The sequence below is a fragment of the Actinoplanes sp. NPDC023936 genome (assembly GCF_040639325.1).
Taxonomy (GTDB): domain Bacteria; phylum Actinomycetota; class Actinomycetes; order Mycobacteriales; family Micromonosporaceae; genus Actinoplanes.
The window spans coordinates 90,643-117,209 of record NZ_JBEZZR010000019.1 but is presented as its reverse complement, the minus strand read 5'-3'; the positions used below and the strand labels follow the sequence as shown (position 1 = coordinate 117,209).

The window sequence follows — 26,567 nt, the reverse complement described above, 5'->3', positions numbered from 1 at the left end:
GGTTGCCGGGTGACAGAGATCGCCACCAGGAAGACCGTGTCCGAGACGGAAGCCCGCCGGGCGAACCGCGCCTGGTGGGATCTCGATGCCGACGACTACCAGGACGAACACGGCACCTTTCTCGGTGACGTGGACTTCGTCTGGTGCCCGGAGCGGTTGCGTGAGGCGGAGGCGGGACTGCTCGGACCCGTACCCGGGAAAAAAATCTTGGAACTCGGAGCCGGCGCCGCGGCGGCCTCCCGGTGGTTGCGCCTGCAGGGCGCCTCGCCGGTCGCCCTCGACCTCTCCGCGGGCATGCTGCGGCACGCGAGCGAGGCGGCCGGGCGCAGCGGGGTGCACGTGCCGCTGGTCCAGGCGGACGCGCTCGCCCTGCCGTTCGCTGACGACGCGTTCGACATCGTCTGCACCGCGTTCGGCGCGATCCCGTTCGTCGCCGACTCGGCCGCCGCGATGCGCGAAGTGGCCCGGGTGCTGCGGCCGGGCGGGAGCTGGGTGTTCTCGGTGACCCACCCGATGCGGTGGGCGTTCTGGGACGAGCCGGGCGAGGACGGGCTCACCGTGCGGAATTCGTATTTCGACCGCTCCCCCTACGTCGAGCGCGACGAGCAGGGCCGGGTCACCTATCTGGAGCAGCACCGCACGCTCGGGGACCGGATCCGGGAGCTGGTGGCGGCCGGGTTCGTGCTGCGTGACCTGGTCGAGCCGGAGTGGCCGGAGGGGCACAACGGGATCTGGGGGCAGTGGAGCCCGCTGCGCGGGCGGCTCTTCCCCGGGACCGCGATCTTCGTGTGCGACCTGCCGGCCGCCTGAGGTCCCACCGCACCCCAAGTCGACACCGCCGGCTGGCGCCGAGCCCAGGTCCTGCCCCGGCGGTCCGGGCCCGGAGCCAGCCCAGCCGGGCCGGAGGCGAGCCGGACCGGAGGCGAGCCGTCGGTTATGCAGGTCATCTGGCTAGTTGACCTGCGTAACCGACGGCTCGAGCCGGTCTGCCGTAGGCCACGCAGGTCATCGGGTCCGGGCGGATTCGCGAGTGGGGCGGACTCGCGAGCGCGAGGCGGACTCGCGAGCGCGCGGGCCGACTCGCGAGCGCGGGGGCCGACTCGCGAGCGCGGGGGCCGACTCGCGAGCGCGCGGGCCGACTCGCGAGCGCGCGGGCCGACTCGCGAGCGCGCGGGCCGACTCGCGAGCGCGCGGGCCGACTCGCGAGCGCGGGCCGTGGACGAGGGTGGGTGAGGGCACACGCAACGACATCGTGAGCGCTCACCCCTGCCAGGGCGCAGGTGAGGGCTCACGCACGGCTTCGGTGTGCTGCTGTCTCTGCTGGCGCGGGCTTCGGTGTGCTTCCATCCCCGCGCCTGAATCCCAACGTGGGCCCTGACCTCCGCGCAGGAGGGGCATCGGCCTCGCGTCGTTTCTCTCCGCCGTCGCCGGGTATGCCCGGGACCATGAGCAGTGCAGACAAAAGCCTGAAAAAGGGCGACAAAGTGGCCTGGCGGAGTCATGGGGAGAACGTCCACGGCACCGTCGAGCAGAAGATCACCGAGCGCACCGAGGCCGCCGGCCGTACCGTGGCCGCCTCACCGGACGAGCCGCAGTACCTGGTGAAGAGCGACAAGACCGGCCGCGAGGCGGTGCACAAGCCTGGAGCGCTGCGCCATGGCTGACACCGATGTGTACGCCGAGTTCCGTGCCGCCGTGAACATGACCGCGGCCGAGCTGCGGGACTGGCTGGCCACCGACGAGTCCAGGGACGCCGGCCAGAAGTCCTCGCCCGGCGCCGAGTCAGTCGGGCACGACTCCGGCCGGAAGATCGTCAAGCTCCTGGACACGAAGAAGGCCGACCTGACGGGCAGCGACGAGGAGCACATGCGCAAGGTGATCGGGTACGTGCACCGACACATGGCGCAGCGACCCCAGGGCGACGTGAGCGACACCAGGTGGCGGCACTCCCTGATGAACTGGGGTCACGACCCGCTCAAGAAGTGACGTCCAGCACGTCAGCCAGAAGAGTGAGGGTGTCCGGCACCGAGCGGTAGTAGACCCAGGTGCCCCGCCGGTCGCAGTCGACGAGGCCGGCCTCGCGCAGGATCCGCAGGTGATGCGAGATCGTCGGCCCGGTGAGCGGGAACTCCCCGCTCAGGTCGCACACGCAGATCTCGCCCTCCGGCGCCGAGGCGATCATCGAGAGCAGGCGCAGGCGGACCGGGTCGCCGAGAGCCTTGAACATCCCGGCGATCACGCCCGCCCGTTCCGCCTCGACCGGGCCGCGCACCAGCGTGACACCGCCGGCCCGGGCGATGATCGAGAGCACCAGCGATTGCCGGGCGGCCACTTCCGGGGCGCTGAGCCCTTTTGGGGCGCTCGGCTCATTCGGGGCGCTCGGCTTCTTCGGGGCTCCCAGCTTCTTCGGGGCGCTCGGCTCGTTCGGGGCGCTCGGCTCGTTCGGGGCGCTCAGCTCGTTCGGGGCTCCCAGCTTTTTCGGGGCGCTCAGCTCGTTCGGAGCGCTCTGCGAAGGCCTGGCCTCCTCCGGGGCGACGATCTCCATCGACATCGATCCACTCGGCATCGGACCAGGGTCCCAGATCACCGCAAGCCGCGCGGGGCGAAACACCCGTTAGTGATCGGCTCCGTTCCAGTCGCGGCCGACGCCGACCGACACCTCCAGCGGCACCGAGAGCGGGTAGGCGCCGCCCATCTCCCGGCGGACCAGCTCCTCCAGCTGCTCGCGCTCCCCGTTCGCCACCTCGAACACCAGCTCGTCGTGAACCTGCAGCAGCATCTTGGAGGCGAGACCGGAGTCCCGCAGCGCCTCGTCCACCCGCAGCATCGCGATCTTGATGATGTCCGCCGCGGAACCCTGGATCGGCGCGTTCAGTGCCATCCGCTGGGCCATCTCACGGCGCTGCCGGTTGTCGCTGAGCAGGTCCGGCAGGTAACGGCGGCGGCCCAGGATGGTCGCGGTGTACCCGTCCTTGCCGGCCTGGGTGACCACGGCCTGCAGGTAGTCGCGCACCCCGCCGAACCGCTCGAAGTACTCCTCCATGAGGCCGCGCGCCTCCTCGGTGGAGATGGTCAGCTGGTTCGACAGGCCGAAGGCGCTCAACCCGTACGCAAGGCCGTAGTTCATGGCTTTGATCTTGCGCCGCTGGTCGGGAGTGACCTCGTCGAGGCCGACGTGGAAGACCGACGACGCGGTGGCGGCGTGGAAGTCGGCGCCCGAGTTGAACGCGGCGATCAGCGCGTCGTCGCCGGACAGGTGCGCCATGATGCGCATCTCGATCTGGCTGTAGTCCGCCGTCATCAGCTGCTCGAGGCCCGGGCCGACCACGAACGCGCGGCGGATGCGCCGGCCCTCTTCGGTACGGATCGGGATGTTCTGCAGGTTCGGGTCGGTCGACGAGAGACGCCCGGTGGCCGCGACCGTCTGGTTGAAGGTGGTGTGGATGCGCCCGTCGTCGGAGACGGATTTGAGCAGGCCGTCCACCGTGGATTTCAGTTTCGCCACGTCGCGGTGGCGCAGCAGGTGGGCCAGGACCGGGTCGCCGGTCTGCGCGAACAGGCTCTGCAGCGCGTCAGCGTCGGTGGTGTAACCCGACTTGATCTTCTTGGTCTTGGGCAGGTTGCGCTCGACGAAGAGGATCTCCTGGAGCTGCTTGGGCGAGCCGAGGTTGAACTCCCGGCCGACCACCTCGTGCGCCGCCTGCTGCGCCGCTTTCACCTCGGCGGCGAAGTGCGACTCCAGCTCCGACAGGTAGTCCGTGTCCGCGGCGATGCCGAGCCGCTCCATCGCGGCGAGCACCACCGACAGCGGCTGCTCGATGTCGGCGAGGATCCGCATCGACTCGCCGCCGTCGCGGGACAGCTCGGTGGTGAGCACGTCGGCCAGGTCGAGGGTGGCGCGGGCGCGCAGCATCAGGTTCATCTCGGCGGCGTCGTCGTCACCGCCGAGACCGTCCAGCGTGAGCTGGCCGTCGGCCGGCTCGTCGACCCGCAGCTCCCGCTTGAGGTAGCGCAGGGCCAGGTCGTTCAGGTCGTAGGCCCGCTGGTCGGGTTTCGCCAGGTAGGCCGCGAGCGCGGTGTCGGTGGCGACACCGGCCAGCTGCCAGCCGTGCGCCTGGAAGGCGAGCAGGGCGGGTTTCACGTCGTGCAGCGCCTTGGGACGGCCGGGCTCGGCCAGCCAGGCGGCGACCGCGCGCTCGTCGTCCTCGTCCAGCGTGGAGGGATCGAACCAGGCCGCCGGGCCGCTGCCGGTGGCGACCGCGACGCCGGTGAGCTCACCGGTGCCGCGCCCGAACCGGCCGACCACCGCGACGCCGACCGGGTCGGTGCCGGCGAACTCGCGCAGCCAGGCGGACACCCCGCCGGTGGGCAGAACCACGCCGTCGAGGTCGAAGCCGGACTCGGCCTCCGGCTCGACCGCCTCCAGGTACGAGTAGAGCCGCTCGCGCAGCACCCGGAACTCCAGCGCGTCGAAGACCGAGTGCACCGCCTCGCGGTCCCACCCGTGCCAGCGCACGTCCTCCGGGCGCAGCGACAGCTCCAGGTCGCAGACCAGCCGGTTCAGGTCGTAGTTGCGCATCACGTCGGCCAGGTGGGCGCGCAGGCTCTCGCCGGCCTTGCCCTTGATCTTGTCGACGTTGGCGATGATGCCGTCCAGGCCGTCGAACTCTTTGATCCACTTGGCGGCGGTCTTGTCGCCCACGCCCGGCACGCCGCTCAGGTTGTCGCTGGTCTCACCGACCAGGGCGGCCTTGTCGCGGTAGCGGTCCGGCGGCACGAAGTACTTCGCCTCGATCGCCTCCGGGGTCATCCGCCACACCTCGGAGACGCCGCGCACCGGGTAGAGGATCGTGACGTGCTCGTTGGCCAGCTGGAACGCGTCGCGGTCGCCGGTGGAGATGACCACCTCCATGCCGGACTCGCGGGCCTGGGTGGCGAGCGTGGCGATGACGTCGTCAGCCTCGTAGTTCTCCTTCTCCACGACCGGGATGCGGAGCGCCTCGAGCACTTCCTTGATCAGGCTGACCTGGCCCTGGAAGGGCTGCGGCGTCTCGGCACGGCCGGCCTTGTAGTCAGCGTATTTCTCGGTGCGGAAACTCTTTCGGCTGAGGTCGAAGGCGACCACGATGTGCGTCGGCTTCTCGTCGCGCAGCATGTTGATGAGCATCGACGTGAAGCCGAAGACGGCGTTCGTCGGCTGGCCGGTCGCGGTGCTGAAGTTCTCCACCGGCAGCGCGAAATAGGCCCGGTAGGCCAGCGAGTGGCCGTCGAGCAGCAGCAGGCGGGGAGTCTTGGCATCGTCGCTCACGTCGGTGAACTCTAGTCGCCGGGTACGACAGTCTTGGCTGTCACTCCCAATCGTCTGACACTTGCGGAAGGTTACGGATAGGCAACTGTCCTGTTGCAGGCCGCGTCCAGCCCTAGTGCAGCGGTCGTCCGCCCTTTAAGTTTCCACAGCATCAGCGTCATGGCAGTGGGAGCCCACCAACGCGCCCACCGCGCTGGACAAAGGAGAATTGATGATTCGCCGCAACTTCGCATGGCGCAGTGTCGCCGTGCTGGGTGCCGCTTGCCTTGCCCTGGGCGCGTGCTCGAACGACGGTGACGAGCCCGAGAGTGGCTCTTCCTCGGCCCCCGCGGCCGCTGCCGGCGACGGTGTGCTGAAGATCGGCACCCTGCTGCCGCAGACCGGTTCGCTCGCGTTCCTCGGCCCGCCCGAGTTCGCCGGCGTGGACCTCGCCGCCAAGGACATCAACGCCGCCGGTGGCGTCCTGGGCAAGGACGTCGTGGTCAGCGACACCGACTCCGGCGACACCACCACCGACATCGCCAGCCAGTCCGTGAACAAGCTGCTCGCCGAGAAGGTCGACGTCATCATCGGCGCCGCGTCCTCGTCGGTGTCCCTCTCCGTAATCGACAAGATCACCGGTGCGGGCGTGGTCCAGATCTCGCCGGCGAACACGTCGGACCAGTTCACCACGTACAACGACAAGGGCCTCTACTACCGGACCGCGCCGCCGGACGTGCTGCAGGGCCGTGTGCTCGGTGACCTCGTCGTCGCCGACGGCAACGCGACCGTGGGCATGATGGTTCTCCAGGACGCGTACGGCACCGGCCTCGCCAAGAGCGCCCGCGCCGCGATCGAGAGCGGCGGCGGCCAGGTCGTCGCCGAGGAGGTCTACGACCCCAAGGCCGCCGACTTCTCCGCCGAGATCGGCAAGATCAAGCAGGCCAACCCGTCGGCGATCGTGCTGATCGGCTTCGACGAGACCAAGAAGATCGTCCCGAAGCTGGTCGAGGCGGGCCTGACCGCGAAGACCAAGAAGTGGTACTTCGTGGACGGCAACCTGTCGAACTACGGCTCCGAGTTCCCGAACGGCACCTTCGAGGGCGCCAAGGGCACCCTGCCGGGCGCCAAGGCCGGCGAGGACTTCCAGAAGAAGCTTCTCGAGGTCGACCCGGCACTGAAGGACTTCTCGTACGCCGCCGAGTCCTACGACGCTGCGATCCTGACCGCCCTGGCCGCCGAGGCCGCCAAGAGTGACGCCCCCGGCGACTACTCGAAGCAGCTCTCCGCGGTCAGCAAGGACGGCGAGAAGTGCACCACCTTCCAGCAGTGCAAGGAAGCGCTCGCCGGCGGCAAGGACATCGACTACGACGGTGTCAGCGGCCCGATCCAGTGGAACGACGCCGGTGACCCGGCCGAGGCCACGATCGGCATCTACCAGTACGGCGCCGACAACACCTACAAGAACGTCAGCTACCAGAACGGCAAGATCGACGGCTGATAGCACGCTGGTTGTCGGTACGTCTGCTCCACCGTTTCAGCGAGAGCCCCGCCATTGGCGGGGCTCTCGCCCTTTGTGTGGGTGCCGGCTTGGGTCGCGAGGCTTTGCGGGCGCTCTGATGGGGCTGGGGCCGCCGTTCGTAGTCACCTGCGGCGCGGGCGAGGGGCGACCGATCTTGCGGGGCTTGTGGGCCGGCTGGGCCCGCGAGGCGGCCGGGCGGGGTGAAGCCGGCCGGGCGGGGTGAAGCCGGCCGGGCGGGGTGAAGCCGGCCGGGCGGGGTGAAGCCGGCCGGGCTGAAAGAGCCGGCCGGGCTGAGAGAGCCGGCCGGGCTGAGAGAGCCGGCCGGGCTGACTCAAGAGGCGTCCGGCAGCGTTGACGGCCAGCCGTGGCCCGGGACCCCCACATTCGCTCCGGCAGCTAGGTCAGCGGCACAGGATGGGTACGCGATACGGCCCGAGCCGTCGCTGGCGCAGGGAATCCTGCCTTGGAGCATGCGTGAACTACGGCTCGCATACCCCAGCCGTCGCTGGTACAGGGAATCCGAGCCCGGAAGCATGCGCGAACTACGGCTCGCGTGCCCGAGCCGTAGCCGGCGCAGGGAATACGCGCTTTTGACCTGCCCTGGCTACGGCTCGGTCGGGGCACGGGCGCCTCACTGCCGCGGATGGCGCGCATCGCCGATCGAGGCGAGCTGGAGTCGTGCATCACGGGCCAGACTTGCCAAGATCTCGGCGGGCCGGGCGGCACATGCGGGCAGGCCCCGGAACCCAACGGTTCCGGGGCCTGCCCTGACGGTGTCAGGCTCGGGCGGGTGTCAGGCTCGGGCCAGCGTGCCCAAGTAGAGCTCGATCACCTTCGGGTCGTGGATCAGGTCTCGGCCGGAGGCCGTGTAGGCGTTCCGGCCCTGGTCCAGGACGTAGCCACGGTCGCAGATCTGCAGGCACCGGCGGGCGTTCTGCTCGACCATGATGACCGTTACGCCGGTGTCGTTGATCTGCTTGGTGCGGAAGAAGACCTCGTCCTGCATGGCCGGCGACAGACCCGCCGACGGCTCGTCGAGCAGCAGGACGCTGGGCTCCATCATCAGGGCCCGGCCCATCGCGACCATCTGGCGTTCGCCGCCGGAGAGCGAGCCGGCGCGCTGCTTGCGCCGGGTGCCGAGGGCGGGGAACAGTCCGGCCACGAAGTCGAAGCGCTCCTTGAAGCGCTTCGGCCGCAGGAACGTACCCATCTCCAGGTTTTCCTCGATGGTGAGGGTTCCGAAGACGTTGTTGGTCTGCGGCACGAAGCCGATGCCCTTGGCGACGAGCTTGTTCGCCTTGACGTTGGTGATCTGCTCGCCGCGCAGGGTGACCTGCCCGGAACGGATGGTCACCAGGCCGAAGAGGGACTTCAGCAGGGTCGACTTGCCGGCGCCGTTCGGGCCGATGATGCCGACCAGCTCGCCCTCTTTGGCGTACAGGTCGCAGCCGTTGAGGATGTTGACGCCGGGCAGGTAGCCGGCGGTCACGTCGTCGACGCGGACCAGGGCGCCCTCGGCCGCGGCCAGGTGCGCTCCGCGGCCTTCGACCTCGTTGCTGGAGACTGCGTCACTCATCGGTCTTGCCCCCTTCAGACTTGCCCGAGGCCGGCTCCGCGGAAGGACCCGCCGCCGGCTCCGCGGACGAAGCCGCAGCCGGCTCCGCAGACGAAGCAGACGAAGCAGACGAAGCGGAAGAAGTAGACGAAGCGGAGGAAGCGGAAGAAGACCCGGCAGCGGCGCCCGGAACCTCGGCCTCCGCCTCGGCGGCGTCGTGCTCGGTGCCGTCGTGGTGCGAGCCCAGGTAAGCGTCGATCACCCGCGGGTCGGCCATCACGGTGTCCGGCGTGCCCTCGGCGATCACCTTGCCCTGGCCCATCACGATGACCCAGTCGCTGATGTCGCGGACCATGTCCATGTCGTGCTCGACGAAGAGCACGGTCATGCCGTCCTCGCGCAGGCTCTTCACGTGGCCCAGCAGGGACTGCGTCAGCGCCGGGTTAACACCGGCCATCGGCTCGTCCAGCATGACCATGTCGGGCTGCACCATCAGCGCCCGCGCCATCTCCAGGAGCTTGCGCTGACCGCCGGAGAGGCTGCCCGCGAAGTCGCCCCGCTTGGCGTCGAGCTTGAACCGGGCGAGCAGGCTGTCCGCCCGCTCGGTGATCTCCTGTTCCTGCTTCTTCCAGATGCCGGGGATGAGCGACTTCCAGAAGGACTCGCCCTTCTGGCCGGTGCCGCCGAGGCGCATGTTGTCGATGACCGACAACCGGGACAGCGCCTTGGTGAGCTGGAAGGTGCGGACCATGCCCCGTTGCGCGACCTTGTGCGCGGGCACGCCGGCGAGCGGCTTGCCGTTGAACTTCCACTCGCCCTCGTCGGGACGATCGAAACCGGTCAGCAGGTTGAAGAACGTGGTCTTGCCGGCCCCGTTGGGGCCGATCAGTGCGGTGATCGCGCCACGCTGGATCTCGATGTGGCCGACGTCGACCGCGGTGAGGCCGCCGAAGCGGCGCACCACGGAGTCGGCGACCAGGATCGGGTCCGGCTTGGCAGCGCCGGGCTCGTGCGGAACATCCTTGAGCGCTTCCCGCGCCCGGAGCACGCCGGGCAGAACGTCTGCTCCGGTCGCGGCGGGCGGAACCTCGGCGGGCGAAGCCGCGCCGGGCGAAACGGTGACGTCATCGGCCATCGAGCATGACCTCCTTCTTGTCGCCGAAGATGCCCTGCGGGCGGAAAATCAGCAAGAGTATGAGACCGAGGCCCACCAGGATGTACCCGACGGCGCCGGCCTGGTTGCTGTTCATCAGCCAGGACGGGATGTACCCCTCCGCGATCGCCTCCGGCAGCACCGCGTTGACGAGCGTCAGCAGGAACCAGAAGATCATCGAGCCGACGACCGGCCCGAAGACCCGGGCGGCCCCGCCGAGGATCACGATCGTGTACATGTAGAACGTGAACTCGGTGCCGTAGGTGTCCGGCTGGATCGCCGCGTTCTTCAGCGCGATGATGAAACCGCCCAGCGAACCGAGGACACCGCCGAGGATCAGCGACTGCATCTTGTACGAGACGACGTTCTTGCCGAGGCTGCGCACCGCGTCCTCGTCCTCGCGGACCGCCTTGATGACCCGGCCCCAGGGGCTGCGCATCGCCAGGAAGACGATCAGGAGCGAGATCGCGACGAGCGCCCAGCCGACCGTCATCACCCAGAGCTCGCGCTGGTCGAAGCTGATGATGGTGCCGATGTCCAGCGAGGAGCTGTACGGGTTGAGGGCGAAGAAGTCGTCGGAGAACGCCTGGAGGCCGTCGGAGCCGCCCGTCCACTCGCTGAGGGATACCGACCGGAAGAGCAACCGGACGATCTCCGCCGCGGCGATCGTCACGATCGCCAGGTAGTCGGCCCGCAGCCGCAGCGTCGGGATACCGAGCAGCAGTGCCAGCACGAGGGCGCCGGCCAGGCCGACCCCGATGCCGATCCAGAACGGCAGGCCGAACGTCGCCACGGTCATCGCCATGCCGTAGGCGGCGACGCCGAGGAACGCGGACTGACCGAAGTTCAGCAGGCCGGTGTAGCCGAACTGCACGTTCAAACCGATCGCTGCCAAGGCATAAGCGATCATCGTGGCGTTGATCAGCGACTCCAGGGAGACGCCGAGGATGATGTCCCAGCTCATCGTGCCTCCCTCAGCCAATCCGCTCGCGACGGCCCAGGATGCCCTGGGGCCGAACCAGAATGATGACGATGAGCACGGCCAGAGCGCCGACGTTCTTCAGCTCGGACGGGATGATCAGCGTCGACAGCTGCGTGGCCAGTCCGATGACGAGGCTACCCAGCAGCGCGCCGAACGCCGTGCCGAGACCGCCGAGGGTGACGGCGGCGAAGACGAGAAGCAGGATCTGGAACCCCATCTGGTAGTTCACGCCCTGGAAGATGCCGAGCATCGCACCGCTCAGCGCGGCGAGGGCGCCACCGATCATCCAGACCAGCCGGATGATGGCGTCGACGTTGATGCCGGACGCCGCGGCGAGCGACGGGTTCGTCGAGACCGCCCGGGTCGCCTTGCCGAGACGGGTCTTCACCAGCGCCAGCGAGACGATGATCAGCACCACGATCGCGACCGCGTCCATGATCAGGTTCTTCGGCGCGACAGCGATCAGGCCGAGGTCGATACCGGGCTGCGCCACGTAGTCGGCGTACTGCCGGGTCTGGCCGCCGAAGAAGTACAGGAACAGGTAGCGCAGCATCAGCGCCGCACCGATCGAGATGATCATCATCCCGATCAGGCCGGTCCGGCGACCGCGCAGCCAGCCCCAGAAGAAGCGGTCCTGCAGCCAGCCGAACAGACCGCCCAGCACGACGGCGCCCGCGACGGACACCCACAGCGGCAGGTTCGCCGTGACGTTGAACAGGAACGCCATGAGCGCGCCGAAGGTGACCAGCTCGCCGTGGGCGAAGTTGGTCAGGCCCATGGTGCCGAAGATCAGCGAGAGGCCGAGAGCGGCCAGCGCGATGATCAGACCGAAATGGATACCGGTGTAGACGAGGTCGAGGACCCGGGACAGGTTTGATGAACCGGGGATCTCCTCCTGCTCCTCGGCGCCGGGTGCGGCCGCCGAACCGAGCGGGAACAGCACGTTACGTGCGGCGCCCTCGAAAACACTCAATGTAAGACTGGAACGACCGGTGGTGACGGTGACACCCTGCGGGAGCGTCGCGGTATCGAGGTCCACCTTGTAGGTGCCCGGCCCGGGGACCCCGACTGACCACTTCCCGTCAGCCCCGGAAGTCGAATCACCGATCGAACTGCCGCCCTCGTCCGCCACCTTGATTACCACACCGGCCACTGGCTGACCGGCATTGATCAACGTGCCCTGTAGCGTCTCGCCCTCGGCCAAGGCGCTTGTGGCGCCGAAACCCAGGGAAGTGAACAGGAATCCGAGAACGGCCGTGAAGATGATCACGGCTCTACGCAACGATGCTCCTTGTGTTTAGCAGCAGAAATCCCCGCCAGACGTCTCGCGAAGGACTGGCGGGGATCATAGCCTGCTCAGGAGCGCTGCAGCCGGTCGTAACAGAGCCGTTACGAAGCCTCAATCTTTGGTCAAGTGCCAATCCGGCAACAGTGGCCTGACCAGGCGGCTGGCACCGCATGGTCCGACCCGGGCGGCTGGCGCCGCACGGGCCACCGCGGTCAAGGTAGTCGATATCAACCCGCGGCCGGGGCCTCGTCCTCGGACTCCTTGAGGATGCGGTCAGCGACCTCGCGCATCGTCATCCGGTGATCCATGGCGGTCCGCTGGATCCACTTGAAGGCCTGCGGCTCGGTCATCGCGTATTTCGTCATGAGCTCGCCCTTGGCACGCTCCACCGACTTGCGGGTCTCCAGGCGATCGGTCAGACCGGCCACCTCGGACTCGAGGGCGGCGATCTCCGAGTACCGGGAGAGGGCGATCTCGATCGCCGGCACCAGGTCGGATTTCTGGAACGGCTTCACCAGGTACGCCATCGCGCCGGCCTCGCGGGCTCGCTCGACCAGCTCGCGCTGGCTGAAAGCGGTCAGCATGACCACCGGGGCGATCCGGCCGGCGGCGATCCGCTCGGCGGCGGCCAGGCCGTCCATGATCGGCATCTTGATGTCCAGGATGACCAGGTCAGGCTTGAGGTCCTCGGCCAGGCGCACCGCGGTCTCGCCGTCGCCGGCCTCGCCGACCACGTCGTAGCCCTCCTCGACGAGCATCTCGGCGAGGTCGAGCCGGATCAGGGCCTCGTCCTCGGCGATGAGCACCCGCTTGCGCTCGGCACCAGCCTGCGTGTCGGCCACGGAAACCCCTACTCCCAGAACGTCGATGTCGCGACACCCCGGTATGCGGGTACCGCCTCCCTAAGCCTAGTAGGTAGGCTGTCGAGGACTCATCCGGGCGTGACCATCTCACGCCCTGATCAGTCGTGCCACGATGAGTGGCCGGCCCCTGTATTCCAACTGGCAGAGAAGATGGTCTCAAACACCATACAGTGTGGGTTCGAATCCCACCGGGGGCACAAAATCCGCATCTCAGCAGCGTTCTGACGCCGGTCGATGAGCCGCGTGTCGTTCCGGGCAGGTTCCCCGAAATTCCGGGCGGAACAATAAAAACGCTCCTTGGGTACGCCTTTCCGGCGGTCACCAATTTCCGGCCGATAACCGACGCGTTACCGGCCGGAAAAACGCGTGCTTCGAGACCGACCGCAACCGGAGTACCGCGAATCTGAGCGAACGCCGGGCCACGGCTCGCACTGGATGCTGTCATGACAGGGACAGCTTCAGCGGGAGGCCTCATGTTGTGGTCCGGATCTTCGCCTCTGACCGTCGCACGCGGGAGCATGTGGGGCTTCCTGATGTTCGCGGGCGCGGCGTGGCTGGCGGTCGGCTGGGCGGTGATGCGCCTGGAACCCATCGACATCGCCGCGGTGGCCGGTCCGATGATCCTGTTCGGTGCGGTCTGCGAGATGGTGCGCGCGCTGGCCGGCACCCGGACCTGGTGGCTGAACGCGGCGCTCACCGTGATCTTCGGCGCGACCGGCGCCGTGCTGATGACCGCGCCGGACTCGACGTACGCGACCCCGGCCTCCCTGGTCGGCTGGTACCTCATGGTCCGCGGCGCGGTGGACGTCGCCGTCGGGATCATGACTCGTGGCTCGGACCGGGTGTGGAGCCTGCTCGTCACGATCGGCGTGCTGGAGACCGGCCTCGGCTACTTCTCCGCCGGACCGTTCGCCCGGACCGCCGACCTGATCATCGTGACGCTCGGCGCCCTGGCCGTCCTCCGCGGCATCGCCGACCTGGTCACCTCGCTGCGGCTGCGGGAGGTCGCGCACACGATGCGCAAGAACGTCCTGGAGCTGCCGCCGGAACGCTCGGCCGGGCTGACCGGATACACCGCCGGACGCACCGACTACGAGTCGACGCCGCCGCGGGCGCGGCACCGGGCCAAGGAGGACGCCTCGGACATTCCCGCGCTGGCGCCCCGGGGCGGGACCGGTGAGATCCCCGGCGGCACGTATCACGACCATGTGCTGCGCACCACCGCCGACCTCGACGCGATGCTGCTGCAGGCGGGCATCACCGGTCCGCGGGCCGGCGCCCGTCACGCGGAGCCGGCCGACCTGCCCTCGGTCCCGGATACCGCGGAGGGCGTCACCGCCACCGAGATCGCCCCGGCCGGCCGGGGCGGCGACGAAGGCAAGAAGGCAGGCTGAGAACCCTGTTCCCCGGCCCCGCCGGTGGTGGATCCGCAGAGACGGCCAGTCGCCGGGCCGGGATCCACGACCGGCGGGGTGCCCCGATGAGAGGTCGGGCGCCACCCGGCGGGGTGCCCCGAGAGGTGGTGGTCAGGCTCCGACGCGGCGGAGCAGGCCCTCCTGGACGGCGCTGGCGATGTGCCGCCCGTCCCGGGTGAACATCCGGCCGCTGGCCAGACCGCGAGCGCCGCTGGCGGACGGGCTCGTGCTGTCGTAGAGGAACCACTCGTCGGCGCGGAACGGCCGGTGCAGCCAGAGCGCGTGGTCCAGGCTGGCGCCGATCACGCCGCCCGGGCCCCACACCTCGCCGTGCGTGGAGAGCACCGCGTCGAGCAGGGACAGGTCCGACGCGTAGGTGAGCGCGCACGCGTGGATCAGCGGGTCGTCCGGCAGCTTGCCGTTGATCCGCATCCACACCCGCTGCTCCGGCTGGACCTCCCGGTCGCCCGGCGGCACCCAGCCCGGCACGCCGAGGTACCGCACGTCGACGGCCTGCGGGGAGGACTTGAACATGCCCATCCGCTCCGGGTAACGCTCCACCCAGTCGCGCATGGTGGGCACGTCCTCCGGCGCCGGCACGCCGGTCGGCGGCGGGGTGTGGTGGTCGAGCCCCTCCTCCGGCATCTGGAACGACGCCGACATGAAGAAGATCGTCTTGTCGTGCTGCTTCGCTGTCGAGCGGCGCACCGAGAACGACCGGCCGTCCCGGATGGTCTCCACGTGGAACGTGATCGGGACGCTCGGGTCACCGGCCCGGACGAAGTAGCCGTGCAGGGAGTGCACCTGCCGGTCCGGGGACACCGTCCGGCCGGCCGCCACCAGCGCCTGCCCGGCGACCTGGCCGCCGAACACGCGCTGGGCGCCGGTCTGCGGGCTCTCGCCCCGGAAGGTGGCCGGGTCGACCTGCTCCAGATCGAGCAGTTCCAGAAGCTCGTCGACCGCGGCCTGTCCCTGAAGCGGCAAGGTCACACCGTCGCCGGGTCGACGAGCGAACCGAGCTGGTGCACGCGCAGGGTGTTCGTGGAGCCGGGCGCGTTCGGCGGGGAGCCGGCCACGACGACCACGTAGTCACCGGGCTTGGCCAGGCCGAGGCCCAGCACCTTCGCGTCGACCTGGCGGAACATGTCGTCGGTGTGCTCGACGAAGTCGGTCAGGAAGGTCTCCACGCCCCAGCTCAGCGCCAGGGTGTTGCGGATCTCCGGGACCGGGGTGAACGCGTAGAGCGGGAGGTCGTGGTGCAGACGCGCGAGCCGGCGGACGGTGTCGCCGGTCTGCGAGAACGCGACCAGGGCCTTCGCGCCGATGTTGCGGGCGATCTGCGACGCGGCGACGGTCAGCGCGCCACCGTGGGTACGCGGGTCGTGCTGCAGGCGCGGGACGCCCATGCCACCGGCCTCGGTGGTGGTGACGATCTTCGCCATGGTGCTGACGGTGAGCACCGGGTACTTGCCGACGCTCGTCTCGCCGGAGAGCATCACGGCGTCGGTGCCGTCGAGCACCGCGTTCGCCACGTCGGAGGCCTCGGCGCGGGTCGGACGCGAGTTCTCGATCATCGAGTCGAGCATCTGGGTCGCGACGATGACCGGCTTCGCGTTCTCCCGGCAGAGCTGCACGGCGCGCTTCTGCACCAGCGGAACCTGGTCCAGCGGGAGCTCGACGCCGAGGTCACCGCGGGCGACCATGACGCCGTCGAAGGCGAGCACGATGGCCTCGAGGTGCTCGACGGCCTCCGGCTTCTCCACCTTGGCGATGACCGGGACCCGGCGGCCCTCCTCGTCCATGATCTTGTGGACCAGGTCGATGTCCTCCGGCGCGCGGACGAACGAGAGCGCGACCAGGTCGACGCCGAGGCCGAGCGCGAAGCGCAGGTCCTCCTCGTCCTTGTCGCTCAGCGCGGGAACGCTCACCGCGACGTTCGGCAGCGAGACGCCCTTGTTGTTGCTGACCGGGCCGCCCTCGGTGACCAGGACGTGGATGTCCTCACCCTGGACGTCGGTCACCTCGACAGCGACCTTGCCGTCGTCGATCAGGAGGCGGTCGCCGACCTTGACCTCGTGCGGAAGCTTCGTATAGGTGCAGGAGACCCGCTCCTTGGTGCCGAGGATGTTCTCGCTGGTGATGACGACCCGGTCGCCGGTCTCCCAGCGGTGCGGCCCGTCCGCGAACTTGCCGAGCCGGATCTTCGGGCCCTGCAGGTCGGCGAGGATCGCGACGGCGCGGCCGGCCTGCTCCGCGGCGGAGCGGACCAGCTCGTACATCTCCTTGTGGTTCTCACGAGTGTCGTGGCTGAAGTTCATCCGGGCCACGTCCATGCCCGCCTCGACAAGGCCGAGCATGCGCTCCGGCGACTTGGTGGCGGGTCCCATCGTGCAGACGATCTTTACGCGGCGTGTCACGGCCATCAGGCTAGTCCTTCTCCCCGGTCGGCTCGGCGGCCGACCCCCGGCAACGGCATGAACTGCGGGTGTCGACGGCGAGGTCAAACCCGCGTCCACACGGGTGAGCTGCGTCGTCCGGCGGGCTTCGGCGACCGCGGGTTCAGCTTATCGGTCGGCTTCCGGCGGCCGTCGGCACATGCCGGACCCCCACCCGGGTACGTCCGGACGGCCGCTCGCCTTAACGCTCGGTAACCAAATTCAGAATTTGCTTCGGGTACGCGCAAAATGGCGTCCCCCGAAGCCCCGGAAATGACGGCGGCCCGCCGCAGAAAATTGCGGCGGGCCGTCGTAACGGAATTGCTCAGACCGACAAGGGCTGCGAATCCGATCGCACCGGGGCGGGCAGTTCGCCGGCCGCGCCCAGGTAATCGTGGATCGCCGACGCGGCGGCCCGGCCCTCGGCGATCGCCCAGACGATCAGCGAAGCGCCCTTGTGCATGTCACCGGCGACGAACACGCCGTCGGCCTCGGTCTGCCACTGCCGGTTCGCGTCCAGCACGTTGCGCCGGTTGCGCTCGAGCCCGAACTGAGCCAGGAGCGGCTGATCCTCCGTACCCTCGAATCCGATGGCGAGAAGGACCAGATCGGCGCGCAACTCGCGCTCCGAGCCCGGCTCGATGACCACCGTGCGCACGCCGTTGATCCGCTGCACTTGGACGTTCGCGATCCGGATCGCGGTGAGGTTGCCGTCGGCGTCACCGACGAACTCCTGCACGGCCACGCCGAAGACGCGGTCGCCACCCTCCTCGTGCGCGGCGTAGTTGCGCAGGATCAGCGGCCAGGTCGGCCACGGGTCCTTGACACCGGTCCGGGCCTCCGGAGGCAGCGGGTACTGGTCCAGCTGGGTCACCGACGCGGCGCCCTGGCGGTGGGCCACACCGAGGCAGTCGGCGCCGGTGTCGCCGCCGCCGATGATGATCACGTGCTTGCCCTTGGCGTCGATCGGCGTGGTGTCCTGCAGGCCGGCGACGATCCGGTTCGCCGGAACCAGGTGCTCCATCGCCAGGTGCACGCCCTTGAGCCCACGGCCCGGCGTGTCCGGGGTGTCCCGGCCGGCCAGCGCGCCCGCGGCCAGCAGCACCGCGTCGTAGCGTTCCCGCAGGTCGTCCGCGGTGATGTCGACGCCGACGTTCACCCCGGTCTGGAAGACGACGCCCTCGGCCTCCATCTGTGCGAGCCGGGTGTCGATGACGTCCTTCTCGATCTTGAAGTCGGGGATCCCGTACCGGAGAAGGCCGCCGATGCGGTCGTCGCGCTCGTAGACAGTGACCGCGTGACCGGCTCGCGCCAGCTGCTGGGCGGCCGCCAGGCCGGCCGGACCGGAACCGACCACCGCGACCGACTTGCCGGACGACGCCGGCGCCGGCTGCGGCACGAGACCGCGCCCGAAGGCGTGGTTCGCGATCTCCACCTCGACCTGCTTGATGGTCACCGGGTCGTCGGCGATGCCCAGCACGCAGGCCGCCTCGCACGGCGCCGGGCAGAGCCGGCCGGTGAACTCCGGGAAGTTGTTCGTGGCGTGCAGCGACTCGATCGCCGACTCCCAGTTCCCGGTACGGACCAGGTCGTTCCAGTCCGGAATCCGGTTACCGAGCGGGCAGCCGTCGTGGCAGAACGGGATGCCGCAGTCCATGCAGCGGGTGGCCTGGTCACGGATGAGCTCCTCGCCCGCGGGCGGGTACACCTCTTTCCAGTCCATGATCCGCAGCGAGACCGGGCGGCGCTTCGGCAGCTGCCGCTCGTAGCGGAGGAAACCGTTCGGATCAGGCACTGGTAACCCCCATGACCGCCTCGTCCACATTGCGACCGGCGGCTTCGGCGGTCCTGATCAGTTCCATCACGCGCTTGTAGTCGCGCGGCACCACAGCGGTGAATCGCTCCACCGCGACGGCCCAGTCCTTCAGCAGCTTGCCGGCGACCGACGAGTCGGTCTCCGCGTGGTGCTTCTCGACGAGCGAGCGCAGCACGTCGCGCTCCTCGCCGGTCAGCGGCGCCAGGTCCACCAGCTCCGGGTTGACCAGCGACGCGTCCAGGTCGAGCACGAACGCCTTGCCGCCGCTCATGCCGGCCGCGAAGTTGCGCCCGGTCGCGCCGAGAACCACCACGACGCCGCCGGTCATGTACTCGCAGCCGTGGTCGCCGACGCCCTCGACGACGGCCTGGCCGCCCGAGTTGCGCACCGCGAACCGCTCGCCGACCCGTCCCCGGAGGAACAGCTCGCCGCCGGTGGCGCCGTACAGGATCGTGTTGCCGGCGATGGTGTTCTCCTCGGCGACGAACGACGCGTCCTCGGCCGGGCGCACGATCACCCGCCCGCCGGAGAGGCCCTTCGCCACGTAGTCGTTCGTGTCGCCGATCAGCCGCAGCGTCACGCCGCGCGGCAGGAACGCGCCGAACGACTGGCCACCGGTGCCCCGCAGGGTGAACGAGATGGTGTCGTCGGGCAGGCCGTTACCGCCGTACCGCCGGCTCACCTCGCCGCCGAGCATCGCGCCGACGCTGCGCTGGTCGTTGCGGACGGCGACCTCGGCCCGGACCGGCGTGCCCTTGATCAGAGCCGGCTGGGCCAGCGCGATCAGCTCGTTGTCCAGCGCCTTCTCCAGGCCGTGGTCCTGCGCCACGATGCCGCGCCGGGACGCGCCCTCGGGCAGCTCCGGCACGTAGAGCACCGGCGCCAGGTCCAGGCCCTTCGCCTTCCAGTGGTTGATCGCCGGAACGACGTCGAGCACCTCGGCCTGGCCGATCGCCTCGTCGATGCTCCGGAAACCGAGCTCGGCCAGGATCTCCCGGACCTCCTCGGCGAGGAACATGAAGAAGTTCTCCACGAACTCCGGCTTGCCGGTGTACCGCTCGCGCAGCACCGGGTTCTGCGTGGCGATGCCGACCGGACAGGTGTCCAGGTGACAGACCCGCATCATGATGCAGCCGGAGACGATCAGCGGAGCGGTCGCGAAACCGAACTCCTCGGCGCCGAGCAGCGCCGCGATCACCACGTCCCGGCCGGTCTTGAGCTGGCCGTCGACCTGGACGGTGACCCGGTCCCGCAGCTTGTTCAGCAGCAGCGTCTGCTGGGCCTCGGCGAGGCCGAGCTCCCACGGGGTGCCGGCGTGCTTCAGCGAGTTCAGCGGGGACGCGCCGGTGCCGCCGTCGTGGCCGGAGATCAGGATGACGTCGGCCTTGAGCTTCGCGACACCCGCCGCGACAGTGCCGACACCGATCTCACTGACCAGCTTCACGTGCACCCGGGACGCCGGATTCACCATCTTGAGGTCGTGGACCAGCTGGGCCAGGTCCTCGATGGAGTAGATGTCGTGGTGCGGCGGCGGCGAGATCAGGCCGACGCCCGGGGTGGCGTGCCGGGTCTTGGCGACCCACGGCCACACCTTGTTGCCGGGCAGCTGGCCACCCTCGCCGGGCTTCGCGCCCTGGGCCATCTTGATCTGCAGGTCGTCCGCGTTGACGAGGTATTCACTCGTCACGCCGAAGCGGCCGGAGGCGATCTGCTTGACCGCGGAGCGGCGCTCCGGGTCGTACAGGCGCTCGACGTCCTCGCCGCCCTCGCCGGTGTTCGACTTGCCGCCGATCCGGTTCATCGCGATGGCCAGGGTCTCGTGCGACTCGGCGGAGATCGAGCCGTAGCTCATCGCGCCGGTGGCGAACCGCTTGACGATCTCGGAGGCCGGCTCGACCTCGTCGATGCTGATGGGGGTGCGGTCCGACTTGAAGCGGAAGAGACCACGGAGGTGTCCGGCCTCAGCGGCCAGCGTGTCCACCTTTTCCGTATATTTACGGAAAACGTCGTATTGCTTCGACCGGGTGGCGTGCTGCAGGAGGAACACCGTCTCCGGGTTGAACAGGTGCAGCTCGCCCTCGCGACGCCACTGGTACTCGCCGCCGACCTCGAGACGCCGGTGCGCCCGCTCGGCCGGGTTCGCCGGGTACGCCTTCTCGTGCCGCGCCTTGACCTCGGCGTGGATGCCGGCCAGACCGACACCGCCGATCCGTCCGGACGTGCCCGCGAAGTACCGCTGGAGCACCTTGTTGTCCAGGCCGACGGCCTCGAACACCTGGGCGCCGCAGTACGAGGACACCGTCGAGATGCCCATCTTGGACATGATCTTCAGGACGCCCTTGCCGAGCGCCTTGACGTAGTTGCGGATCGCCGCGCGCGGCTCCACACCGACCAGCGCGCCGGTCGCGATCAGGTCGTCAACGCTCTCGAAGGCGAGGTACGGGTTGACCGCCGCCGCGCCGAAGCCGATCAGCGTGGCCACGTGGTGCACCTCGCGGCAGTCACCGGACTCGACGACGAGCGCGACCTGGGTACGGGTCTGCTCGCGGACCAGGTGCTGGTGCACCGCAGCGGTGAGCAGCAGCGACGGGATCGGCGCCAGGTCCGCGTTGGAGTCGCGGTCGGAGAGCACGAGGATGCGTACCCCGTCCTCGATCGCCTCCGAGACGTGCCGGCAGATCTGGGTGAGCCGGGCCTTGATGCCGGCCGCGCCGTCCCGCAGCGGGTACAGGCCGGAGACCCGCACCGCCTTGAAGCCGGGCAGGTCGCCGTCCTCGTCGATGGAGAGCAGCTTCGCCAGCTCGTCGTTGTCGATCACCGGGTACGGCAGGACCACCTGACGGCAGCTCGCCGGTCCCGGGTCGAGCAGGTTGGCCTCCGGGCCGATCGTCATCGAGAGGCTGGTCACCAGCTCCTCGCGGATCGCGTCCAGCGGCGGGTTCGTCACCTGCGCGAACAGCTGGTGGAAGTAGTCGAACAGCAGCCGCGGCCGGGTGGAGAGCGGCGAGATCGGGGTGTCCGTGCCCATCGAGCCGAGCGGCTCCGCGCCGGTCCGCGCCATCGGGCCGACCAGGATCTTCAGCTCTTCCTCGGTGTAACCGAAGACCTGCTGACGGCGGGTCACCGAGTCGTGCGTGTAGATCACGTGCTCACGGGCGGGCAGGTCGCTGAGCTCGATCAGGCCGGCGTGCAGCCAGTCCGCGTACGGCTCGGCGGCCGCCAGCTCCCGCTTGATCTCGGCGTCGTGCACGATCCGGCCGGCCTCGGTGTCGACCAGGAACATCTTGCCGGGCTGCAGGCGGCCCTTCGCCACCACGCGGGCCGGGTCGACGTCGATGACGCCGGCCTCGGAGCCGAGGATCACGAGACCGTCGGCGGTGTGCCACCAGCGGCCCGGGCGCAGACCGTTGCGGTCCAGCACCGCGCCGATGATCGTGCCGTCGGTGAACGCCACGGCGGCCGGGCCGTCCCACGGCTCCATCAGGCTCGCGTGGAACCGGTAGAACGCGCGGCGCGCCGGCTCCATCTCCGGGTCGTTCTCCCACGCCTCGGGAATCATCATCAGCACGGCGTGCGGCAGGCTGCGGCCGGCCAGGTGCAGCAGCTCGAGCACCTCGTCGAAGCTCGCCGAGTCGGACGCCTCCGGCGAGTTGATCGGGAAGAGCCGCTTGATGTTGCCCGGGATGTTCGGCGAGGAGAGCAGCGCCTCGCGGGCCGCCATCCAGTTCTTGTTGCCGCGGATCGTGTTGATCTCACCGTTGTGGGCGATCAACCGGTACGGGTGCGCGAGCGGCCACGACGGGAACGTGTTCGTGGAGAACCGGGAGTGGACCAGCGCGATGGCGCTGTCGACCAGCTCGTCGGTCAGGTCCGGGAAGAACGCCGGCAGCTGCTCGGGCGTGAGCATGCCCTTGTACGTGATGGTCCGCGAGGAGAGCGACGGGAAGTACATCGCGATGCCACGCTGCGACGTCTCCCGCTCGGCCTGCTTGCGGATGCAGAACGCCACCCGGTCCAGCTCGATGCCGGACAGCTGCTCACCGGCCGGGCCGGCGGGCGAGGCGGAGAGCCGGTGCGCGGCCAGGAAGACCTGGCGGATCGCCGGGCGCGCGTCCTCGGCGGTGGCGCCCAGGTCGGACGGGTCCACCGGGACGTCACGCCAGCCGAGAACCTCACCGCCCTCGACGAGCACGTACTTCTCGAAGATCTTGATCGCCCGGGCCGCGTCGTCGGGGTCCGTCGGCAGGAACACCAGACCGGCGGCGTACGCCCCGGCCGGCGGCAGCTCGAAGCCGGCGGCGGCACGGAAGTACGCGTCCGGGATCTGGATCATGATGCCGGCGCCGTCGCCGGTGTTCTGCTCGGCGCCACGGGCGCCCCGGTGGTCCAGGCGAATAAGCGCCGAAAGGCCCTTGGCGACCACGTCATGGGAGCGACGTCCGTGAATGTCGGCAACAAAGGCCACACCACACGCATCACGCTCGTACGCCGGGTCGTACATCCCCTGGGGGTGCGGATATGCCACCGGGCCTCCTGTCGTCACTGGTGTTTCATTCTGAGGTCGGGACGACGTCGGCCCTGCAAAGTCTCTTGAGTCTACGTTAAGAGCCACTGATCTCCGCCAGATGCGGATTGATCACACCTCGCACCGATAGGCGGAGGAACTGAATAGCACAGCCGGTGCCGGGACCGGTAGTCTCGCGCGATGGCGCCAGTGGATTCCGGCATCTTCGACCGACTCGAACGGTTCTACGACGCTTTGCCCCGCCCCTGGGCGCGGATCGAGGAGATCGGTGCGCTGACTCTCTTCGTCCGCGAGGGAGAGGGCTGGCAATACTATGCCCGTCCGCGGCCGGGTTCGCACACCCCTTCGGCCGCGGACCTCGTCGAAACCCGCCGCCGGCAGCGCGACCTGGGCGTTCCCGAGGTTTTCGAGTGGGTTCACGAGAGCAGGCCGGACCTGCTCGCGGTGGCCCGTTCGGCCGGGCTGGACGTGCTGCTGGCGCCCCTCCTGGTGCTGGACCCCGCGGCGCTCGTACCCGATCTCCCGATCCGCGGCGCCAAGATCCGCTACCTGGACCCGGCAGCCGCCAGCTTCGCCGCCGACCTGGGCGCCTCCCGCGCGGTGGCCCGCCTCGGCTTCGGCGCGCCGGCCTACCGGGCGCCCCTGGAGATGGCGGAGAACACACTGGTCATCGACGGCGCCGGCCCCGCCGAACGGGACGCGGCCGAGCCCCCGAGCGAGGAGGCGGTGCGGCACGCGCGGGCCATGTTCGAGAGCGGCAACTACGTCACAGCCGTCGCCGAGGCCCCCGACGAGGGCATCCTCGCGACAGCGACCGGCCAGCGGGCCGGCGACGTCGCGGAGATCGTCGGCGTGGCCACCCTGCCGTCGGCCCGCAATCGGGGGTACGCGTCCCAGCTCACCGCCACTCTCACCGGCCGGCTGCTGGCCAGCGGGGTCGATCTCGTCCTGTTGTCGGCGGGAGACGACGACGTGGCCCGTCTGTACACCCGCGTCGGATTCCGCCGCGTGGGCACGGCCTGCATCGCCACGCCGGCGGCGGCGACGCTGTGATCTTCCAGGCCCGAGCGACTATCTCACTCTTCCCACAATTTGGTACGCGGTAAGCAGCCGAGCTCTGACCGATCCTTACCGCAGGAATCGTTGTTAGCGCTCACAGCGCTGCGGGCCGCCCGCATCGATCGGGTGAATCCCGTTCCCACAATCTGATCTTGCGCCCGAGCATCCCCGCTTCGCCCGCCGCCGCCCCGGTGGTCAGCCGGGCGGGGACCAGTCGGCGGCCGGGTTCAGGGTCCGTCCGAGGATTCTCGGGCGCATGTGGTTCAGCGCCGCGTCCCGGGCCCTCAGCGCCAGCCGGCCCCGCGCCTGCACCACTGCCGACATCCGCCGGTTCTGCCGGATCACGGTCGTGGTCCGGGGGCGGCGCAACCGGCTGTACTCCTCGATCGCCGCGACAAGCCGCTCCCCCGGCGCCGCCTCCGCTGCCAGGACCCGCAACGTCGCCGCGTCCTCGAACGCCAGGCACGCGCCCTGACCCAGGTGGTGCGGCATCGCGTGGGCCGCGTCACCGATCAGCACCACGCCGCCGGGTCCGCACCGGAAGCCGTACGCCCGGGGCAGCGGCCGCAGCTCACGCACACCCTGCGGGATCACATCCTCGGGCCGGGTCGCCTCCAGAAGCGCACCGACCGGCTCGTGCCACCCGGCGAACCACCGGCGCAGCAACGCCAGCTGGGTAGCCGCCGACTCGGGCCGGGCCGCCCCGGCAGCGGTCGCCACCCAGTAAACGGCGCCCCGGTACCCGCCGCCGCGGTAACCGCCGCCCTGGTACCCGCCGCTGTTGTAGCCGCCGCTGTTGTAGCCGCCGCCCGGAAAAGCCACGCCGCCGCCAGGATTGCCCACGCCGAGCGGAACAGCGACGAACCGGTACCCGGCCCCCAGCGTCTCCCCGCCGACGAACCCCGGCAGATCCGGCACCCGGAAACTCGGAACGACCGCCTGCCACGCCGCCAGCCCGGTACCGAGCGCCACCGCCTCCGGCGCCACCACCGCGCGCACCCGGCTGTCGATGCCGTCCGCCCCGACGACCAGATCAGCCTCGATCATGGTCCGGCCGTCGCCGGCCGACGGGCGCCGGTCGCGGCCGGCCAGCACGGTCGTCACGTCGAAGCCGGTCCGGATCTCCACCGTGTCGCCGAGTCCGGCGATCAGCGCGTCGTACAGGTCGCCCAGCGGGACGACGACCGGCGCCGGGCCCGTGCCGGCCCGGGATCGGGGCGCGATCAGCCACTGCCCGTCCGGGCGGCGAACCCCGCCGTCCGGCAGCGCCGACCAGATCGCCGGCCACCCGCCGTCCGGGTCGAGCGATTCCAGGGCGCGCTGCCCGTTGGGCCAGAGCACGACAGCGGTCGGGGACGCCACCACCCGCTCCGCGCGTTCCAGGACGACGACCCGCCAGCCGGTCCGCGACAGCGCCCCTGCGGCGGCGAGCCCGGACATGCCCGCGCCGACGACTACGGCCGTACGCATGACGCGGGCCGGGCGTCAGTTCTTGTCGTCCGGCGAGGAGGCCGTCGGTACCGACTCCTCCGCAGCGGAAGCCGGATCCGAGGCCGAGGCCGGATCCGAGCCGGCGGGTGCGGGCGCGAGGAACCCGGTCCGCTGGTACTCCCGGAACCGCTGCTCGTCCACCACCTGATAGGCCACCGGCGTCTTGGCCCCGCCCGTCTGCTGACCACCACCCGTGACGTCCACCTGCGAGACGTCGCCGGCGGAGTCCTCGGCGTCCGGCCCGGCGGGCGCCGTCTCCGGCGCGTCGATCGGCACCACGTACTCCCGCGGGCCGCGCACCACCACGAAGTAGACGGCCGCCGCCAGGAACAGGATGATCGCGGTGAACACGTTGAGCCGGATGCCGAAGAACTGGTTGGCCTCGTCGGTGCGCAGCATCTCGATCCAGCCGCGCCCGGCGGTGTAGAGCATCACGTAGAGCGCGAACGCCCGCCCCCGGCCGAACTTGAACTTCCGGTCGAGCAGCCACACCACACCGGCGATGCCGAGGTCCCAGACCGCCTCGTACAGGAAAGTGGGGTGGTAGAGCTCCGGCTTGGTGACCGGCTCGCCGTCGATCATGGTGGCGTGGCCGGGGTTGGCCGAGTCCATCTCGTGGATCTCGAGGCCCCACGGCAGCGTGGTGACCTTGCCGTAGAGCTCGTTGTTGAACCAGTTGCCGATCCGGCCGATCGCCTGGGCCACCGGCAGCGCCGGGGCGAGCGCGTCGGCGAAGACGCTCAGCGGCAGGCCGATCTGCCGGGCCGCGATCCAGGCGCCGAGCGCACCACCGGCCACCGCGCCCCAGATGCCGAGGCCGCCCTCCCAGATGTAGAAGGCGCGGATCGGGTCACCGCCGGCGCCGAAGTAGTCCTGCGGCGAGGTGATCAGGTGGTAGATCCGGGCGCCGATGATGCCGAACGGCACCGCCCACACGACCATGTCCAGCGAGGTCCACGGCGCCACGCCACGGTTGCGCAGGCGCTTCTCCATCAGGAGCGTGGCGACGACCATGCCGGCGATGATGCAGAGCGCGTATGCACGGACCGGGAAGGGCCCGAGATGCCACACGGACGTCGTCGGGCTGGGGATGGCGGCGATGTTCACGGGTGCACACGCTACCGCCGCGACGCTGGAAGGTGAGTGCCGGGCAAGGCTCCGATTTCGTAAAGCCGA

The 26,567-nt window shown here is 69.7% G+C and carries 19 protein-coding genes and 1 tRNA gene; 7 read left to right on the top strand and 13 right to left on the bottom strand.

All coding sequences use genetic code 11. The annotated features are described in order from the left end of the window. The first annotated feature begins 9 nt into the window (after window positions 1-9). From AB0F72_RS24105 to AB0F72_RS24095, 3 genes are all read left to right on the top strand, one after another. Window positions 10-810, top strand: coding sequence for a methyltransferase domain-containing protein (locus AB0F72_RS24105; protein WP_360435272.1), 801 nt, complete (start codon window positions 10-12; stop codon window positions 808-810). Between the two features lie 635 nt (window positions 811-1,445). Further along, a complete protein-coding gene (locus tag AB0F72_RS24100; protein ID WP_360435270.1) occupies window positions 1,446-1,664 on the top strand; it encodes a DUF2945 domain-containing protein in 219 nt (72 codons plus the stop codon). Continuing rightward, a complete protein-coding gene (locus AB0F72_RS24095) occupies window positions 1,657-1,986 on the top strand; it encodes a DUF3140 domain-containing protein (protein ID WP_360435268.1) in 330 nt (109 codons plus the stop codon). Before AB0F72_RS24100 ends, AB0F72_RS24095 begins: the two co-directional genes overlap by 8 nt. Here AB0F72_RS24095 and AB0F72_RS24090 read toward each other — a convergent pair. Next, on the bottom strand, window positions 1,976-2,275 hold the full coding sequence (locus tag AB0F72_RS24090) for a metalloregulator ArsR/SmtB family transcription factor (protein ID WP_360435348.1): 300 nt from the start codon (window positions 2,273-2,275) through the stop codon (window positions 1,976-1,978). The genes AB0F72_RS24095 and AB0F72_RS24090 overlap by 11 nt on opposite strands. 339 nt (window positions 2,276-2,614) lie before the next feature. Next, window positions 2,615-5,308, bottom strand: a complete 2,694-nt coding sequence (polA, locus tag AB0F72_RS24085) for a DNA polymerase I (protein WP_360435266.1) — start codon at window positions 5,306-5,308, stop codon at window positions 2,615-2,617. A 211-nt stretch (window positions 5,309-5,519) separates the two neighbouring features. On the opposite strand from polA, the gene AB0F72_RS24080 reads away from it, so the two are divergent. After that, window positions 5,520-6,788 carry an ABC transporter substrate-binding protein gene (locus AB0F72_RS24080; protein ID WP_360435264.1) on the top strand — a complete coding sequence of 423 codons (1,269 nt, stop codon included), beginning with the start codon at window positions 5,520-5,522 and terminating at the stop codon, window positions 6,786-6,788. An 814-nt stretch (window positions 6,789-7,602) separates the two neighbouring features. Here the strand turns inward: AB0F72_RS24080 and AB0F72_RS24075 are convergent. The 5 genes from AB0F72_RS24075 to AB0F72_RS24055 form a co-directional block, all read right to left on the bottom strand. Next, on the bottom strand, window positions 7,603-8,385 hold the full coding sequence (locus AB0F72_RS24075) for an ABC transporter ATP-binding protein (RefSeq protein WP_360435262.1): 783 nt from the start codon (window positions 8,383-8,385) through the stop codon (window positions 7,603-7,605). Further along, a complete protein-coding gene (locus tag AB0F72_RS24070; RefSeq protein ID WP_360435260.1) occupies window positions 8,378-9,499 on the bottom strand; it encodes an ABC transporter ATP-binding protein in 1,122 nt (373 codons plus the stop codon). The genes AB0F72_RS24075 and AB0F72_RS24070 overlap by 8 nt, the downstream gene beginning before the upstream one ends. Next, window positions 9,489-10,481 (bottom strand): branched-chain amino acid ABC transporter permease, encoded by a 993-nt coding sequence (locus tag AB0F72_RS24065; protein ID WP_360435258.1) that lies wholly within the window; start codon window positions 10,479-10,481, stop codon window positions 9,489-9,491. The genes AB0F72_RS24070 and AB0F72_RS24065 overlap by 11 nt, the downstream gene beginning before the upstream one ends. Before the next feature lie 10 nt (window positions 10,482-10,491). Continuing rightward, window positions 10,492-11,781: a branched-chain amino acid ABC transporter permease gene (locus tag AB0F72_RS24060; RefSeq protein WP_360435256.1), complete on the bottom strand. Its 1,290-nt coding sequence runs from the start codon at window positions 11,779-11,781 to the stop codon at window positions 10,492-10,494. A 233-nt stretch (window positions 11,782-12,014) separates the two neighbouring features. After that, entirely contained in the window at window positions 12,015-12,629 is a 615-nt protein-coding gene (locus AB0F72_RS24055; protein WP_360435254.1) for a response regulator, read from the bottom strand. 144 nt (window positions 12,630-12,773) lie between these two features. On the opposite strand from AB0F72_RS24055, the gene AB0F72_RS24050 reads away from it, so the two are divergent. Then, a tRNA-Leu gene (locus tag AB0F72_RS24050) sits at window positions 12,774-12,847 on the top strand. A gap of 321 nt (window positions 12,848-13,168) precedes the next feature. Further along, on the top strand, window positions 13,169-14,044 hold the full coding sequence (locus tag AB0F72_RS24045) for a DUF308 domain-containing protein (RefSeq protein ID WP_360435252.1): 876 nt from the start codon (window positions 13,169-13,171) through the stop codon (window positions 14,042-14,044). Window positions 14,045-14,176: 132 nt separating this feature from the next. Here the strand turns inward: AB0F72_RS24045 and AB0F72_RS24040 are convergent, their stop codons facing one another. The 4 genes from AB0F72_RS24040 to gltB form a co-directional block, all read right to left on the bottom strand. Next, on the bottom strand, window positions 14,177-15,055 hold the full coding sequence (locus AB0F72_RS24040; protein WP_360435250.1) for an acyl-CoA thioesterase II: 879 nt from the start codon (window positions 15,053-15,055) through the stop codon (window positions 14,177-14,179). Further along, window positions 15,052-16,488, bottom strand: a complete 1,437-nt coding sequence (gene pyk, locus AB0F72_RS24035) for a pyruvate kinase (protein ID WP_360435248.1) — start codon at window positions 16,486-16,488, stop codon at window positions 15,052-15,054. Before pyk ends, AB0F72_RS24040 begins: the two co-directional genes overlap by 4 nt. A gap of 337 nt (window positions 16,489-16,825) precedes the next feature. Beyond that, the gene (locus tag AB0F72_RS24030) at window positions 16,826-18,295 is read right to left on the bottom strand and encodes a glutamate synthase subunit beta (RefSeq protein WP_360435246.1); all 1,470 of its coding nucleotides are present in this window, start codon (window positions 18,293-18,295) and stop codon (window positions 16,826-16,828) included. Then, a complete protein-coding gene (gene gltB, locus AB0F72_RS24025) occupies window positions 18,288-22,817 on the bottom strand; it encodes a glutamate synthase large subunit (protein WP_360435346.1) in 4,530 nt (1,509 codons plus the stop codon). The genes AB0F72_RS24030 and gltB overlap by 8 nt, the downstream gene beginning before the upstream one ends. A gap of 204 nt (window positions 22,818-23,021) precedes the next feature. Between gltB and AB0F72_RS24020 the strand changes: the two genes are divergently transcribed. Continuing rightward, window positions 23,022-23,894 carry a GNAT family N-acetyltransferase gene (locus AB0F72_RS24020; protein WP_360435244.1) on the top strand — a complete coding sequence of 291 codons (873 nt, stop codon included), beginning with the start codon at window positions 23,022-23,024 and terminating at the stop codon, window positions 23,892-23,894. 201 nt (window positions 23,895-24,095) lie between these two features. Here AB0F72_RS24020 and AB0F72_RS24015 read toward each other — a convergent pair whose 3' ends face one another. Beyond that, window positions 24,096-25,370 (bottom strand): NAD(P)/FAD-dependent oxidoreductase, encoded by a 1,275-nt coding sequence (locus AB0F72_RS24015; RefSeq protein WP_360435242.1) that lies wholly within the window; start codon window positions 25,368-25,370, stop codon window positions 24,096-24,098. Between the two features lie 15 nt (window positions 25,371-25,385). After that, window positions 25,386-26,498, bottom strand: coding sequence for a prolipoprotein diacylglyceryl transferase (gene lgt, locus AB0F72_RS24010; RefSeq protein WP_360435240.1), 1,113 nt, complete (start codon window positions 26,496-26,498; stop codon window positions 25,386-25,388). Window positions 26,499-26,567 lie beyond the last annotated feature (69 nt).